The organism is Paraburkholderia sp. BR13444, assembly GCF_040948755.1.
GTDB lineage: Bacteria > Pseudomonadota > Gammaproteobacteria > Burkholderiales > Burkholderiaceae > Paraburkholderia > Paraburkholderia youngii.
Window position 1 is genome coordinate 104,529 of record NZ_JBFPKM010000021.1, and the last position, 15,508, is coordinate 120,036.

At 65.2% G+C, this 15,508-nt stretch carries 14 protein-coding genes; 10 read left to right on the forward strand and 4 right to left on the reverse strand.

The annotated features are described in order from the left end of the window. Positions 1–15 precede the first annotated feature (15 nt). The 6 genes from dapC to cls all read left to right on the forward strand — a co-directional run bounded on the left by dapC (position 16) and on the right by cls (position 6,424). Positions 16–1,236 (forward strand): succinyldiaminopimelate transaminase, encoded by a 1,221-nt coding sequence (gene dapC / locus AB3X95_RS35390; protein ID WP_176108278.1) that lies wholly within the window; start codon positions 16–18, stop codon positions 1,234–1,236. Between the two features lie 62 nt (positions 1,237–1,298). After that, positions 1,299–2,126, forward strand: coding sequence for a 2,3,4,5-tetrahydropyridine-2,6-dicarboxylate N-succinyltransferase (gene dapD, locus AB3X95_RS35395; protein ID WP_368623692.1), 828 nt, complete (start codon positions 1,299–1,301; stop codon positions 2,124–2,126). Beyond that, positions 2,126–2,491: an ArsC family reductase gene (locus AB3X95_RS35400; RefSeq protein ID WP_184228367.1), complete on the forward strand. Its 366-nt coding sequence runs from the start codon at positions 2,126–2,128 to the stop codon at positions 2,489–2,491. Before dapD ends, AB3X95_RS35400 begins: the two co-directional genes overlap by 1 nt. Before the next feature lie 128 nt (positions 2,492–2,619). Beyond that, positions 2,620–3,759 carry a succinyl-diaminopimelate desuccinylase gene (gene dapE / locus AB3X95_RS35405; RefSeq protein WP_368623693.1) on the forward strand — a complete coding sequence of 380 codons (1,140 nt, stop codon included), beginning with the start codon at positions 2,620–2,622 and terminating at the stop codon, positions 3,757–3,759. A gap of 14 nt (positions 3,760–3,773) precedes the next feature. Continuing rightward, positions 3,774–4,658: a 50S ribosomal protein L3 N(5)-glutamine methyltransferase gene (prmB, locus tag AB3X95_RS35410; protein WP_176124959.1), complete on the forward strand. Its 885-nt coding sequence runs from the start codon at positions 3,774–3,776 to the stop codon at positions 4,656–4,658. Between the two features lie 278 nt (positions 4,659–4,936). After that, on the forward strand, positions 4,937–6,424 hold the full coding sequence (gene cls / locus AB3X95_RS35415; RefSeq protein WP_368623694.1) for a cardiolipin synthase: 1,488 nt from the start codon (positions 4,937–4,939) through the stop codon (positions 6,422–6,424). A gap of 12 nt (positions 6,425–6,436) precedes the next feature. Here the strand turns inward: cls and AB3X95_RS35420 are convergent, their stop codons facing one another. Beyond that, positions 6,437–6,916 (reverse strand): glutathione peroxidase, encoded by a 480-nt coding sequence (locus AB3X95_RS35420; RefSeq protein ID WP_176368946.1) that lies wholly within the window; start codon positions 6,914–6,916, stop codon positions 6,437–6,439. A 166-nt stretch (positions 6,917–7,082) separates the two neighbouring features. Here AB3X95_RS35420 and AB3X95_RS35425 point away from each other — a divergent pair, with 166 nt between their 5' ends. Both AB3X95_RS35425 and AB3X95_RS35430 read left to right on the forward strand, forming a co-directional pair. After that, positions 7,083–9,038 carry an ATP-binding cassette domain-containing protein gene (locus AB3X95_RS35425; RefSeq protein WP_368623695.1) on the forward strand — a complete coding sequence of 652 codons (1,956 nt, stop codon included), beginning with the start codon at positions 7,083–7,085 and terminating at the stop codon, positions 9,036–9,038. 123 nt (positions 9,039–9,161) lie between these two features. Next, complete coding sequence (locus tag AB3X95_RS35430) at positions 9,162–10,217, forward strand: CaiB/BaiF CoA-transferase family protein (RefSeq protein ID WP_176368944.1); 1,056 nt, start codon at positions 9,162–9,164, stop codon at positions 10,215–10,217. 10 nt (positions 10,218–10,227) lie between these two features. Here AB3X95_RS35430 and AB3X95_RS35435 read toward each other — a convergent pair whose 3' ends face one another. The 3 genes from AB3X95_RS35435 to alr all read right to left on the reverse strand — a co-directional run bounded on the left by AB3X95_RS35435 (position 10,228) and on the right by alr (position 13,109). Next, positions 10,228–10,506 (reverse strand): DUF2866 domain-containing protein, encoded by a 279-nt coding sequence (locus AB3X95_RS35435; RefSeq protein WP_176108271.1) that lies wholly within the window; start codon positions 10,504–10,506, stop codon positions 10,228–10,230. Between the two features lie 152 nt (positions 10,507–10,658). Continuing rightward, entirely contained in the window at positions 10,659–12,035 is a 1,377-nt protein-coding gene (radA, locus tag AB3X95_RS35440) for a DNA repair protein RadA (RefSeq protein WP_013089722.1), read from the reverse strand. A 3-nt stretch (positions 12,036–12,038) separates the two neighbouring features. Further along, positions 12,039–13,109 carry an alanine racemase gene (gene alr, locus AB3X95_RS35445; protein WP_176124955.1) on the reverse strand — a complete coding sequence of 357 codons (1,071 nt, stop codon included), beginning with the start codon at positions 13,107–13,109 and terminating at the stop codon, positions 12,039–12,041. 218 nt (positions 13,110–13,327) lie between these two features. On the opposite strand from alr, the gene lplT reads away from it, so the two are divergent. Continuing rightward, entirely contained in the window at positions 13,328–14,635 is a 1,308-nt protein-coding gene (gene lplT, locus AB3X95_RS35450) for a lysophospholipid transporter LplT (RefSeq protein ID WP_368623696.1), read from the forward strand. Between the two features lie 61 nt (positions 14,636–14,696). Continuing rightward, complete coding sequence (gene thiD / locus AB3X95_RS35455) at positions 14,697–15,503, forward strand: bifunctional hydroxymethylpyrimidine kinase/phosphomethylpyrimidine kinase (protein WP_176368943.1); 807 nt, start codon at positions 14,697–14,699, stop codon at positions 15,501–15,503. Positions 15,504–15,508: the final 5 nt, after the last annotated feature.

The window sequence follows — 15,508 nt, forward strand, 5'->3', positions numbered from 1 at the left end:
AGGCCAACTCGTTCCGTGAATCCGCTACTCGACTCCCTTCAGCCCTATCCGTTCGAAAAGCTGCGCCTGCTTTTCAAGGACGTCACGCCGCCGGCCGGCCTCGCGCATATCAGCTTCGGCATCGGCGAGCCGAAACATCCGACGCCGCCGCTGATCCGCGACGCCGTCATCGCTTCGCTCGGCGGCCTCGCCGCCTATCCGGCCACGCTCGGCTCGGCGCCGCTGCGTGAGTCGATCGCGAAGTGGGTCACGCAACGCTACAACCTGCCGCCGCTCGATCCGCTGACCGAGGTGCTGCCGGTGTCCGGTTCGCGCGAGGCGCTGTTCGCGCTCGCGCAGACGGTGCTGAACCCGCGCCGGGATGCCGACGGAGAGCCTGCGATCGTACTCTGTCCGAACCCGTTCTACCAAATCTACGAAGGCGCGGCGCTGCTCGGCGGCGCCCAGCCGTACTTCGTCAACAGCGACCCGGCGCGCAACTTCGCGTGCGACTACTCGGCGGTGCCCGCCGACGTCTGGGCGCGCACGCAACTGCTGTACGTCTGCTCGCCGGGCAACCCGACCGGCGCCGTGCTCACGCTCGACGACTGGCGCGAACTGTTCGCGCTGTCGGACCGCTACGGCTTCGTGATCGCGTCGGACGAGTGCTATTCGGAAATCTATTTCGACGAGTCGAAGCCGCCGCTCGGCGGTCTCGAAGCGGCCCACCAGCTCGGCCGCGGCTTCGAGCGCCTCGTGATGCTGTCGAGCCTGTCGAAGCGCTCGAACGTGCCGGGCATGCGCTCGGGCTTCGTCGCCGGCGACGCGTCGATTCTGAAGTCGTTCCTGCTGTATCGCACGTACCACGGCGCGGCGCTCTCCACCGTGTACCAGAGCGCGAGCGTGGTCGCGTGGAGCGACGAGACGCACGTGCGCGAGAACCGCGCGAAGTACCTGCAGAAGTTCACCACCGTCACGCCGATGCTCGCCGACGTGCTCGACGTGCGCCTGCCCGACGCCGCGTTCTACCTGTGGGCCAATGTCGAGCGCACCGGCCTCACGGACACCGAGTTCGCCCAGCGCCTCTACGCCGACTATAATGTGACGGTTCTGCCGGGCTCGTTCCTCGCGCGCACCGCGCACGGCGTGAACCCCGGCCGCAATTTCGTGCGCCTCGCGCTCGTCGCCGATGTCGACGAATGCACGGCAGGCGCGCAGCGGATCGTCGAATTCTGCCGGTCTCTCGCTGCGGCTTGAGCCGCACCCGAGCCGCACCGCATCCCCGTCTCCAGACTTCAACCCTTCAGAAAATCACGCATATGTCGCAACAACTTCAGAGCATCATCGATACCGCCTGGGACAACCGCGCCGAGCTGTCGCCGAAAGCCGCGCCGGCCGAAGTGCGCGAAGCCGTCGCCCACGCGATCGAGCAACTCGATAAGGGCGCGCTGCGCGTCGCCGAAAAGAAGGACGGCGACTGGGTCGTCAACCAGTGGCTGAAGAAGGCCGTGCTGCTGTCGTTCCGTCTGGAAGACAACGCGCCGATGCCGGCCGGCGGCTACAGCCAGTTCTACGACAAGGTGCCGTCGAAGTTCGCCAACTACACCGCTGAAGACTTCGCCGCCGGCGGCTTCCGCGTGGTGCCGCCCGCGATCGCGCGCCGCGGCTCGTTCATCGCGAAGAACGTCGTGCTGATGCCGTCGTACACCAACATCGGCGCATACGTCGACGAAGGCACGATGGTCGACACGTGGGCCACCGTCGGCTCGTGCGCGCAGATCGGCAAGAACGTGCACCTGTCGGGCGGCGTCGGCATCGGCGGCGTGCTCGAGCCGCTGCAGGCGAACCCAGTCATCATCGAAGACAACTGCTTCGTCGGCGCGCGCTCGGAAGTCGTCGAAGGCGTGATCGTCGAGGAAAACTCGGTAATCTCGATGGGCGTGTACCTCGGCCAGAGCACCAAGATTTACGACCGCGAAACCGGCGAAGTCACGTACGGCCGCATTCCGGCGGGCTCGGTCGTGGTAGCGGGCAACCTGCCGTCGAAGGACGGCACGCACAGCCTGTACTGCGCGGTCATCGTCAAGAAGGTCGACGCCAAAACGCGCGCGAAGGTCGGCCTGAACGAGTTGCTGCGAGGCGACTGATGGCGCGCGGCACCAAAACCGTCGTCTACGGCATTCCGAACTGCGACACCGTGAAGAAGGCCCGTGTGTGGCTCGAAGAGCACGGCGTGGAGTTCGAGTTTCACGACTTCAAGAAGGCCGGCGTAACCGAGCCGCTCGTGCAGGACTGGCTCAAGGACGTCAAGCTCGACGCGCTGCTGAACCGGCGCGGCACGACGTGGCGCGCGCTGTCCGACGACATGAAGGCGGCCGCGGATACGCAGCCGGGCGCGATCGCGCTGATGATCCACAAGCCGTCGGTGATCAAGCGGCCGGTGCTGGTCGTGAACGGGCGCGTGAAGTCGCTCGGTTTTTCCGCCGACGACTACGCGGCGCTGTTTGCCTGAGCGCCAGACTCAGGCACAAGGCAGTGAGACGCGCGGCCTCGCGCCGCGTCGTTCAAAGGCTGTTGCCGGCTGCGGTGGCTCACCGCGAGCCGGCATTTTTTCATTTCAAAGTGGCTTGTACTGAATCCATGTCCGGCACCCTCGCCCTTACCGAACAACTGATCGCGCGCGCGTCCGTGACGCCCGACGACCAGCATTGCCAGCGTCTCCTGATCGAGCGCCTGGCCGCGCTCGGCTTCGAGCACGAGACGATCCAATCCAACGGCGTGACCAACCTGTGGGCCGTCAAGCGCGGCATCGACGGCACCGCGGGCAAGCTGCTCGCGTTCGCCGGTCACACCGACGTGGTGCCGACCGGCCCGCTCGAACAATGGCACTCGGCGCCGTTCGAGCCGACCCAGCGCGACGGCAAGCTGTACGGCCGCGGCGCGGCGGACATGAAGGCATCGATCGCCGGCTTCGTCGTCGCGAGCGAGGAGTTCGTCGCGGCCAACCCTCGGCACCGCGGCTCGATCGCGTTCCTGATCACGAGCGACGAGGAAGGTCCCGCCACCGACGGCACCGTCAAGGTCGTCGAAGCATTGCAGGAGCGCGGTGAGCGCATGGACTACTGCATCGTGGGCGAGCCGACCTCGAGCGAGCGGTTCGGCGACATGGTCAAGAACGGCCGGCGCGGGTCGATGTCGGGCAAGCTGATCGTCAAAGGCGTGCAAGGCCATATCGCTTATCCGCATCTGGCGAAGAATCCGGTGCACCTGCTCGCGCCCGCGCTCGCCGAACTCGTTGCCGAGCGCTGGGACGAAGGCAACGAATATTTCCCGCCGACCACCTGGCAGGTGTCGAACATCCACAGCGGCGCCGGCGCGACCAACGTGATCCCCGGCCATGCGGACGTGATGTTCAACTTCCGCTTCTCGACCGCGAGCACCGTCGAAGGCCTGCAAAAATGCGTGCACGCGATTCTCGACAAACACGGCCTCGAATACGACCTGCAATGGACCGTGAGCGGCCTGCCGTTTCTCACCCCGCGCGGCGAGCTGTCGAGCGCGCTCGCGCAAGCGATCAAGGACGAGACCGGCGTGGACACTGAGCTGTCGACCACCGGCGGCACGTCGGACGGCCGCTTCATCGCGCGCATCTGCAAGCAGGTGATCGAGTTCGGTCCGCTTAACGCGAGCATCCACAAGATCGACGAACATATCGAAGTCGCCCATATCGAGCCGCTGAAGAACGTGTATCGTCGCGTGCTCGAACAACTGATCGCATAACCAGGAACCTTGCGATGACGCTTCCTTTTTGCACCGTCCGCGACCTGCTGCGTTATGCAGTGTCGCGTTTTAGCGAGGCCAAGCTGTCTTTCGGCCACGGCTCGGCCAATGCCTACGACGAAGCCGCCTATCTGATCCTGCACACGCTGCACCTGCCGCTCGACCTGCTCGAGCCGTTTCTCGATGCGCGCCTGACCACGGCCGAAATCGAGGCGGTGCTGAACGTCATCGAGCGACGCGCGGCCGAGCGCGTGCCGGCCGCGTACATCACGCAGGAAGCATGGATGCACGGCTATCGCTTTTACGTCGACGAGCGCGTGATCGTGCCGCGCTCGTTCATCGGCGAGCTGCTGCAGGACGGCCTGCAGCCGTACGTCGAGGACCCCGAGCAGGTCGGCGCGGTGCTCGAGCTGTGCACCGGCTCCGGTTGTCTCGCGATCCTCGCCGCCCACGCGTTCCCGAACGCCGACGTCGACGCGGTCGATCTGTCCGCGCCCGCGCTCGAAGTCGCGACGCGCAACGTGCTCGACTACCACCTCGACGACCGCATCGCGCTGTTCGAAGGCGATCTGTACGCGCCGCTCGCCGAGCGCCGCTACGACGTGATCATCAGCAACCCGCCGTACGTGAACGCGAAGTCGATGCAGGAGTTGCCGGCCGAATACAAGCACGAGCCGGAGATGGCACTCGCGGGTGGCGCGGACGGCATGGACATCGTGCGCCGGATCATTGCCGACGCGCGCAACTGGCTGACCGAAGACGGCGTGCTCGTCATCGAGATCGGCAACGAACGCGAGCACGTCGAGGCGGCGTTCGGCGGTCTGGACCTCGTGTGGCTGTCCACCAGCGCCGGCGACGACAACGTGTTCCTGATTCAGGCCAGCGACTTGCCGGTCTGAGTGCGGCGTGCTGTCCGTTTGATCGCGCGACGTGCGCGGCGCCGCTTGCAGCGGATTTCGCAAGTGACGCGCGCGCCGCGCGCCGCAGCACACGGTTTATTCGTACGAGTTTTTGCGCTATTTTTAGCGCGGGTTTTTAGCCCGTTTTTGGCGCTTTCCCAAGCGCCGCAGCCGCAGTCTGAATTCGTTGCCCGACGCGTTCGCCGCAGACCACGAAGCGAGCCTGTGCCCGCCTCCGTTTCCTGAACCACGGCGCTTCGCCAACTGTTCGCGAGCTTATGACATTCGACCTGCTTCACGTCGGCCCGCTGGTTCTCCTTGCCCACATTCTCGGCATCATCGCGGCCGGTCACGCGATTCTGCATACTCGCACCTCGCAAGGGGCGATCGCATGGGCCGTGTCGCTCGTCGCGATGCCTTATCTGACGCTGGTGCCCTACCTGTTCCTTGGCCGCAGCAAGTTCGCCGGCTACGCGGACGCGCGCCGCGTCGAGAACGAGCTGCTGCGCACACGCGCGCATCCGCAGGTGTGGGACACGCACGCGTCGTCGGCCGGGCTGCCGACGCAGCAGCTCGGCTCGCGGCTCGTGCAGTCGCTGACCCGCCTTGGCGGCATGCCGTTCCTGCCCGGCAATACCGTGCGCACACTGATCAACGGCACGGCGACTTTCGAGGCGATCTTCGACGCGATCCAGAACGCGCGCCGCTATGTAATCGTGCAGTTCTTCATCGTGCGCGCCGACGCGCTCGGCGACATGCTGAAAGACGCGCTGATCGCGAAAGCGCAACAAGGCGTGCGCGTGTACTTTCTGTATGACAGCATCGGCAGCTTCGATCTGCCGCACCGCTACGTCGCGTCACTGCGCGCGGCCGGCATCGAGATGCAGCCGTTCGCGACGAACCGCCGCTTCGTCAACCGTCTGCAACTGAACTTCCGCAATCACCGCAAGATCGTGGCGGTCGACGGCGAGCGCGCGTTTATTGGCGGTCACAACGTAGGCGTCGAATATCTGGGCGCGAAGCCGCCGCTGTCGCCGTGGCGCGATACGCACATCGAGGTGCGCGGCCCGGCGGTCGCCAGCATCCAGTTCGTTTTTATCGAGGACTGGTACTGGGCCACGCAGCAGTTGCCCGAGTTCGACCTGCCGCCCGCCGAATCAGCCGTCCCATCCGTCGAACAGCACGACGCCCACGACACCATCGAACGCCCCGCGAACAACATGCACTGCATCGTGCTGCCGAGCGGCCCGGCCGACAAACAGGAGACCTGCTCGCTGTTTTTCGTCGAAGCGATCAACGCGGCGCGCGAACGGATCTGGATCACGACGCCCTACCTCGTGCCCGACGAGGCGGTGTTCGCCGCGCTGCGGCTCGCGGCGCTGCGCGGCGTCGACGTGCGCATCCTGATTCCGAGCCGGCGCGATCACCGCGTAGTGTTCGCGGCGTCGAAGCTATACGCATACGACTCGCTGCGCGCGGGCATTCGCATCTTCCGCTATCAGCCGGGTTTCCTGCACCAGAAGGTTGTGCTGATCGACAGCAGCGCGGCCGCGATCGGCAGCGCCAATCTCGACAACCGTTCGTTCCGTCTGAACTTCGAGATCATGGTGCTGACCGTCGACCGCGGCTTCGCGCTCGAAGTCGAAACGATGCTGCTCGACGACTTCGCCGAGTCGCGTGAAATCGATCGCGACGAGTACCGCAAGGCGAACGCGCTGCGACGCATGCTGATGCACGTCGCGCGGCTCTTTTCGCCGATCCTGTAAAAGCGCTCCCGGCTACAGCAACGCTTCGATATCGTCGGTGATCGCCTCGGGCTTCGTCAGCGGCGCATAGCGCTTGACCACGTTGCCGTCGCGGCCGATCAGAAACTTCGTGAAATTCCACTTGATCGCCTCGAGGCCGAGCAGCCCCGGCGCCTCGATCGTCAGATAGCGGAACAGCGGGTGCGCGTTCGGGCCGTTCACGTCGATCTTGTCGAACATCGGGAACGTCACGCCGTAGTTCTTCTCGCAGAAGCTGCCGATCTGCGCGGCGTCGCCCGGCTCCTGCTTGCCGAACTGATTGCACGGAAAGCCGAGCACCGCGAGCCCGCGCGCCGCATAGGCGTCGTACAGCTTCTGCAAGCCCGCGTACTGCGGCGTGAACCCGCATTCGCTCGCGGTATTGACGATCAGCATCACCTTGCCTTGGTACTTCGCGAGACTCGCTTCCTCGCCGCCGAGCGTGCGTGCCGAAAACGAATAGATCGATGTCATGTGCCCTCCCGTGAAAGCCGTCAGTCTATGCCAAAAGCGCTGCCGATACAGTCAGCCGAATGGCCGATGGCGGCTGCGCTCGATGCAACAGCCGGGCGATCGGCGCCGCGCGCCCGGCAACCCGCCGGGCAGTCTAAAATAGCGGTTTTCTTCAGCCGGCCACGTCGTGATCCGCTTCAATCAGTTCAGCCTCGCGCGCGGCACCAAGCCGCTCTTCGACAACACCACGTTCACGTTGAACCCCGGTGAAAAAGCCGGCCTCGTCGGGGCGAACGGCGCGGGCAAGTCGACGCTGTTCGCCGTGCTGCGCGGCGAGCTGCATGCGGACGGCGGCGATTTTTCGATCCCGCCGACCTGGCGCATCGCCCACGTCGCGCAGGAAACCCCCGCGGTCGACAAAACCGCCCTCGCCTACACGCTCGACGGCGACGCCGCGCTGCGCGACATCGAGGCGCGCATCGCTTCGGCCTCCGCGGCGCACGACGGCGCGGCCGAAGCCGAAGCCCACGCCGCGTTCGCCGACGCCGACGGCTACACCGCGCCGGCTCGCGCCGAAGCGTTGCTGCTCGGCCTCGGCTTCACGCTCGACCAGACCCGTGAGCCGGTCACGAGCTTCTCGGGCGGCTGGCGCATGCGGCTGAATCTCGCGCAGGCGCTGATGTGCCGCTCCGACCTGCTGCTGCTCGACGAACCGACCAACCACCTCGACCTCGACGCGATCGTCTGGCTCGAAGACTGGCTCAATCGCTATGCCGGCACGCTGATCGTGATCTCGCACGACCGCGAGTTTCTCGATTCCGTCTGCAACGTCACGCTGCATCTCGAGAACCAGCAGATCAAGCGCTACGGCGGCAACTACTCGCAATTCGAAGTGCTGCGCGCGCAGCAGATCGCGCTGCAACAGAGCGCGTACGAAAAGCAGCAGCGCACGGTCGCGCATCTGCAGAGCTACATCAACCGCTTCAAGGCACAGGCCACCAAGGCGCGTCAGGCGCAAAGCCGGGTGAAGGCGCTCGAGAAGATGGAGCTGATCGCGCCCGCGCACGTTGCGTCGCCGTTCACGTTCGAGTTCCGTACGCCCGACTCCGCGCCGAATCCGATGATGGTGATGGAAGACGTGCGCTGTGGTTATCACGCCGAAGACGGCAGCGAGATTCCGATCGTCGAGCGCGTGATGCTGTCGATCCAGAACGGTCAGCGCATCGGCCTGCTCGGTGCGAACGGCCAGGGCAAGTCGACGCTGATCAAAACGCTCGCGGGCACGCTCGAACCGCTCTCCGGCCACGTGCGCGAAGGCAAGGGTTTGCGCATCGGCTACTTTGCGCAGCATCAGCTCGAAACGCTGCGCCCCGACGACACGCCGTTGCAGCACCTCGCGCGCCTCGCACCCGACACCCGCGAGCAGGAACTGCGCGACTTCCTCGGCAGCTTTAACTTTTCCGGCGACATGGCGACCGCGAAGATCGCGCCGTTCTCGGGCGGCGAGAAGGCACGCCTCGCGCTTGCGCTGATCATCTGGCAGAAGCCGAACCTGCTGCTGCTCGACGAGCCGACCAACCACCTCGATCTCGAAACGCGCCACGCGCTGACGATGGCGCTCGCGCAATTCGAAGGCACGCTGATTCTGGTGTCGCACGACCGCCATCTGCTGCGCGCGACGACCGATCAGTTCATGCTGGTCGCGAAGCATCGTCTGCAGGAATTCGACGGCGATCTCGACGACTATCGCGACTGGCTGCTGCAGCATGCGGCCGAGCAGCGCGCGGCGTTGAAGGCGAATGCTTCCGGTGCGTCGGACGCGGCGTCCAGCGGCGCGGCAAATGGCGACGGCAACGTCAATCGCAAGGAGCAGCGTCGCCTCGAAGCGGAAACGCGGCAGAAGCTCGCGCATCTGAAGAAGCCGCTGCAAAGCCGTATCGCGAAGATCGAAAAGGAAATGGACGCGCTCAACGCGGAGAAGACGACGCTCGATACATTCGTCGCCGATCCCGCGAGCTACGAGCCGGAGCAGAAGAGCAAACTGACGGAGGCGATCCGCCGTCAGGCAGACGTGAACGCGCGCCTCGATACGCTCGAAGCCGAATGGCTCGAGACGCACGAGGAACTCGAACAGATCGGCTAGCGGCACGCAACGGCGGGCCGCGCCGGCATCCACGGGAGCTTGGCTTTGTCATTTGCGAACTCGTCGTCCGCGTCATCGGTGTCTGGACCCGCGGCTGCAACCGCAACCGAGCTGCCGCCACCGTTGCAAGGACTCCGCGTGCTCGACCTCACGCGCCTCTTGCCGGGGCCGGCGGCCGCGCTGCGCCTCGCCGAGCTCGGCGCCGATGTGCTGAAGATCGAGGCGCCCGGCGCGGGCGACCCGACGCGCACGATGATGCAATCGTCGAGCGATCGTGTCGCGGGCCGGCCCGGTGCGTTCTACCGGATGGTCAATCGCGGCAAGCGCGAGACGCGCCTCGACCTCAAATCCGAAGCGGGACGCAACGTGCTGCGCGCGCTCGCGGCCGAAGCGGACGTGCTGATCGAGAGCTTCCGGCCCGGCGTGATGGAGCGACTCGGCCTGGGTTACGCGACGCTCAGCGCGGCCAATCCGCGGCTCGTCTATTGCGCGATCAGCGGATATGGCGCAAGCGGTCCATTCGCGGACCATGCCGGTCACGACCTGAACTACATCGGCTATGCGGGCGTGCTCGATCAACTGGCAAGCCGCGACGGTGCGCCGATCCTGCCGAACTTCCAGATCGCCGATCTGCTCGGTGGCGCCTTGAGCGCGGTCACGCAGATTCTCGCCGCGCTCTGGCATGTCGCGCGAGGCGGCGCGGGCCGCTTCGTCGATGTATCGATGACGCACACGAGCTATGCGCACAACTTCGTCGCGCAGGTCTCGCTGCTCAACGAAGGGGCGGCGCCCGCCGCGGGCCGTGGTCTGTTGAATGGCGGCGTGCCCTGCTACAACCTGTACCGCACGAGCGATGAGCGCTGGCTCGCGGTCGGCGCGCTCGAATTGAAGTTCTGGGAAACGCTGTGCATGGCGCTCGACCGGCCCGAATGGGCGACGCGTCACTGGAGCTTGGGGCAGGCGATCGGCGGTCCCGATGCCTTGGCGCTCATCCGGGAACTTGCTGAGGTGATCGCGACGCGCACGCTCGGCGAGTGGGTGGAATCGTTGGAATCGCTCGATTGCTGCGTGTCGCCGGTGCTCACGCCCGCTGAAGCGGCGCAGCATCCGCTGTTCAACCCGCACGCGTATGCGGCGGTGGCCGCGAGCGCCGCCGACTCAGACGACGACGCGGCCTAACCCGCCACCGTCAACGCCGCGTCGCCGTCTGTCTCGGCAACGTTTGACGCGGTGATTTCTCGTCGTCGTACAGCAAGTGCTTGCGACCTTCCACATGGCGGCTGATCGTGGCCCGCACTTCGGCGGCTGTCACGTCTTCGGCCACCACCCGCCGCGAGATCTGCCCGGCGGTGTCGATCCACTCGACGATTCGGCAAGCGCCGCCCCAAGGCTGATGAATCGGTGCGGAGACCCGGCAGCCGCGCACCTGGATGTGCTGGTCGGCAGCGGTTTCATGTGACTGTTTCAAAGCGCGATCCTTTTTCGAGCATCAGAAGGGATGCATATCGTTACAGCTTAGGAAAAAGGTATGGCGGCCAGGTTACAGCCAATATGGCGATATTTACAGGGCATTACGGGACCACAAGCGCACAAAGTACCGGCGAGCTGTCCCGGCTCCGTCTATTCGAGCGTGCGGACGCGGTCGATGGCCTGTTCGATCCGTTCGACCGCAACGACCTGTAAGCCTTCGATCGGCTGTTTCGGTGCATTGGCCTTCGGAATCACCGCCACCGAGAAGCCGAGCTTGGCCGCTTCCTTCAGGCGTTCCTGACCGCGCGGCGACGGCCGGATTTCGCCGGCAAGGCCCACTTCGCCGAACACGACGAGCCCTTTCGGCAGCGGCTTGTTGCGCATCGACGAATGAATTGCGAGCAGTACCGAGAGGTCTGCGGCGGGCTCGGAGATCTTCACGCCGCCCACCGCGTTGAGGAACACGTCCTGATCGAAACAGGCGATGCCCGCGTGCCGATGCAGCACCGCGAGCAGCATCGCGAGCCGGTTCTGTTCGAGGCCGACCGCGAGGCGGCGCGGATTCGGCGCGTTGGCCGAATCGACGAGCGCCTGCACTTCGACGAGCAACGGCCGCGTGCCCTCCTGCGTGACGAGCACGCAGGACCCCGGTACCGACTGTTCGTGCTGCGACAAAAACAATGCCGACGGATTCGCGACGCCGCGCAAACCACGCTCGGTCATCGCGAACACGCCGAGCTCGTTGACCGCGCCGAAGCGGTTCTTGATCGCGCGCACGAGACGGTACGACGAGTGCGTATCCCCCTCGAAATACAGCACCGTATCGACGATATGTTCGAGCACGCGCGGCCCCGCAAGCGCGCCTTCTTTCGTCACGTGCCCGACCATGATGATCGTGGTGCCCGACTGCTTGGCGATGCGCGTGAGTTGGGCGGCGCACTCGCGCACTTGCGCAACCGAGCCCGGCGCCGATGTCAAAGCATCCGAATAGACGGTCTGGATCGAATCGATCACGGCGACTTCGGGCCGTTGCTCGGTGATCGTCGCCTGAATTTTTTCGAGCTGGATTTCCGCGAGCAATTGCAGTTCGCTCGCCTTCGAGCCGGGTTCGAGCAGTGCGAGCCGTTGCGCGCGCAACGCGATCTGCGCGCCCGATTCTTCGCCGCTGATATAGAGTGCGCGCTTGTCCGCGGCGATTTCCGCGAGCGACTGCAACAGCAGCGTCGATTTACCGATGCCCGGATCGCCGCCAATCAACACCACGCCGCCCGGCACGAGGCCGCCGCCGAGCACGCGGTCGAATTCGCTGACGCCGGTGGAAAAGCGCGGCACGTCCGACGCGTCGATGTCGGCGAGGCGCCGCACTGGTGTGCTCTTCGCGAGCGACTGGAAACGGTGACCGGACGGCGCCTCCGCGACCGATTCGACGAGCGTGTTCCACGCCTGGCAGGACGGGCATTGACCGGACCACTTCGGCGACTGTCCGCCGCATTCGCCGCAGATGTACAACGTCTTCGCTTTCGCCACGCGTTACTCCGCCCGAACCGGCACACGCGGCGCGACCGCGCACATCAGCTCGTAGCCGATCGTGCCGCAGGCTTGCGCGACGTCGTCGATGGGCAGCGCGGTACCCCACAGTTCCACGCGCGAGCCGACGTTGGCGGTCGGCACCGGGGTCAGGTCGACGGTCAGCATGTCCATCGACACACGTCCAACGATTCGCGTGCGCACGCCATCGACGATCACCGGCGTGCCTTCGGGCGCGACCCGCGGATAGCCATCCGCGTAACCGCACGCGACCACGCCGATGCGCATCGGAGCACGCGCGGTGAACGTCGACCCATAGCCGACCGAACTGCCTTCGCCGAGCGTTTGCACGGCGATCAGTTCCGACGCGAGCGTCATCGCGGGCTGCAGGCCGGTGCCGTCGATCGCGGCCGTCACGCCGGACGGCGACGCGCCGTACAGGATGATGCCGGGACGAACCCAGTCGAAATGCGCTTCCGGATGCCACAGCGTCGCGGCCGAATTCGACAGGCTGCGCGCACCGGCGATGCCCTGCGCGCCGCGCTCGAACGCCTCCATCTGATGAGCAATGCCGCGCTCGCCATCGGCATCGGAAAAATGCGTCATCAACGTGATCTGGCCGACCCCAGGGCAGGCGCGCGCGCGCTCCCATGCGGCACGGAATTTTTCGACCGTATAGCCGAGCCGGTTCATGCCGGTGTTCATCTTCAACTGGATATTGACCGGTTTCGACAGGCGCGCCATTTCGAGCATGCGCAGCTGCTCGTCAGAATGCAGCGCGGTGGTCAAGCTGTAGCGGTCGATTACGTCGATGTCGGTCGGCCGAAAAAAGCCTTCCAGCAGAAGAATTGGGCCTGCCCAGCCCAATTCACGCAACTTCACCGCTTCTTCGAGGTCCAGCAACCCAAAGCCGTCCGTCGCGCGCAATCCGGGAAACACTCGCGCGAGGCCATGCCCGTAGGCATTAGCCTTGACCACGGCCCAGATTTTCGATTTCGGCGCATAGCGCCGCGCGACAGCGAGGTTATTGGCGAGAGCAGCGGTATGAATCGTGGCGGAAAGGGGGCGCGGCATGGGATTTTTTCGAAAAGACACTTGCGAATCAGCGGCTTACAAGGCGTTTTCAGCGCTCTGCGGCCCGCTGGGCGGTGCGATCAAGGATTCTGCTAGTCTGAATCCATCTATTTTCATGATATAAAGCCGTGCGCACAACCCATTTCGATCGGCATAAGCCCGGACGCATAACAAACGGCCGGGGCGGACGGACCGCAGCGAGGACAGCATCGCATCAGATGAAAAAAGGCTTTTACACCATCATGGCCGCGCAGTTTTTTTCGTCGCTGGCCGACAATGCGCTTCTGATCGCTGCTATCGCACTGCTGAAAGATCTTCACGCTCCGAACTGGATGACGCCGCTGCTCAAGCTGTTTTTTGTGCTGTCGTACGTCGTCCTTGCCGCCTTCGTCGGCGCATTCGCCGACTCCCGTCCGAAAGGACGCGTGATGTTCATCACCAATACGATCAAGGTGGTCGGCTGCATCACGATGCTGGTCGGCGCGCATCCGCTGATTGCGTACGGCATCGTCGGCTTCGGCGCGGCGGCCTACTCGCCCGCCAAATACGGCATTCTCACCGAACTGTTGCCGCCTGACCGGCTGGTCGCCGCGAACGGCTGGATCGAAGGCACCACGGTCGGCTCGATCATTCTCGGCACGGTGCTCGGCGGCGCGCTGATCAGCCCGCACATCGCCGCGCCAATTCTCAAATGGCACGTCTCCACCGTGAACACGCCTGCGGAAGCCGCGATGCTCGTGATCATGGGCATTTACGTGGTCGCGGCGCTATTCAATCTGCGCATTCCCGACACCGGCGCGCGCTATCCGCGCCAGGAACACGGTCCGATCCGTCTGATCACCGATTTCGCCGACTGCTTTCTCGTGCTGTGGCGCGACAAGCTCGGACAGATTTCGCTCGCCGTGACGACGCTGTTCTGGGGGGCGGGCGCGACGCTGCAGTTCATCGTGCTGAAATGGGCCGAGGTGTCGTTGGGCATGTCGCTGTCAGAGGCGGCGATCCTGCAGGCGGTGGTCGCGGTGGGCGTCGCGGGCGGCGCGATTTTTGCGGCTTCGCGTGTGCCGTTGAAGAAGTCGCTGTCGGTCTTGCCGGTCGGCATAATGATGGGTATCTCCGTGATGCTGATGGCGTTCTACACGCGCGATCTGTTTCCCCCGCACTGGGGCATTTATTTTGGCCGCATGCACGTGTCGGGCTACCTGATCTTCGCGTATATCTTCCTGATGTTCGTGGGCGGCCTGTCGGGCTTTTTCGTCGTGCCGATGAATGCGCTGCTGCAGCATCGCGGGCACGTGCTGCTGTCGGCAGGCCATTCGATCGCCGTGCAGAACTTCAACGAGAATCTGTCCGTGCTCGTGATGCTGTGCCTGTACGCGGTGCTCGTGTGGCTCGACGTGCCGGTTACCGTCGTGATCGTGCTGTTCGGCACCTTCGTGTGCGTGATGATGTGGCTCGTGATGCGGCGCCACCAGGCGAACCAGCGCGCGTTCGATTCGGTCGCGCTGATCGGCGAAGCCAAGCACTGATCAACCGCGCCGGGCCGGCCGCGACACGCACGAGCGCGCCCTTCTTCTTCCTCGCTCGACCATGACTCAAACGATTCCCAATGTGCTGACGATCGCCGGTTCCGATTCCGGCGGCGGCGCCGGCATCCAGGCCGATCTGAAGGCCTTCTCCGCGCTCGGCGCCTATGGCGCGAGCGTGATCACCGCGCTGACCGCGCAGAACACGCGCGGCGTGACCGCGATCCACGCGCCGGACCCAGGGTTCATCACCGCGCAGCTCGACGCGGTGTTCGACGACATCCGCATCGACGCGGTGAAGATCGGCATGCTCGCGAACGCGCCGATCGCGCGCGCGGTCGCCGACGCGCTGCGCCGTCACCGGCCCAAACATATCGTGCTCGATACGGTGATGATCTCGAAGAGCAATCACGCGCTGTTGCTGCCCGATGCGGTCGCGGTGGTACGCGACGAACTGCTGCCGCTCGCCGATCTGCTGACGCCGAATCTGCCGGAAGCGGCCGCGCTGCTCGGCACGCAGCCCGCCACCGGCGAAGCCGGCATGGTCGAGCAAGGCGAAGCGTTGCGCGGGCTCGGCGCGCGCGCGGTGCTGATGAAGGGCGGCCATCTGAGCGCGACCGATAGCCCCGACTGGCTCGTGCAGGAAAGCGGCACGCTGCGTCTCGGCGGTCCGCGCATACCGGTGAAGAACACGCATGGAACGGGCTGCACGTTGTCGTCGGCGATCGCGGCGTTGATTCCGCAGCGCGACGATCTCGCTAGCGCCGTGGCCGATGCGAAGGTTTATCTAACCGGTGCGCTGCAGGCGAGCGAGCGGCTCGACGTCGGCCACGGCGTGGGGCCGGTGCATCACTTTCATCGGTGGTGGTGAGCGAC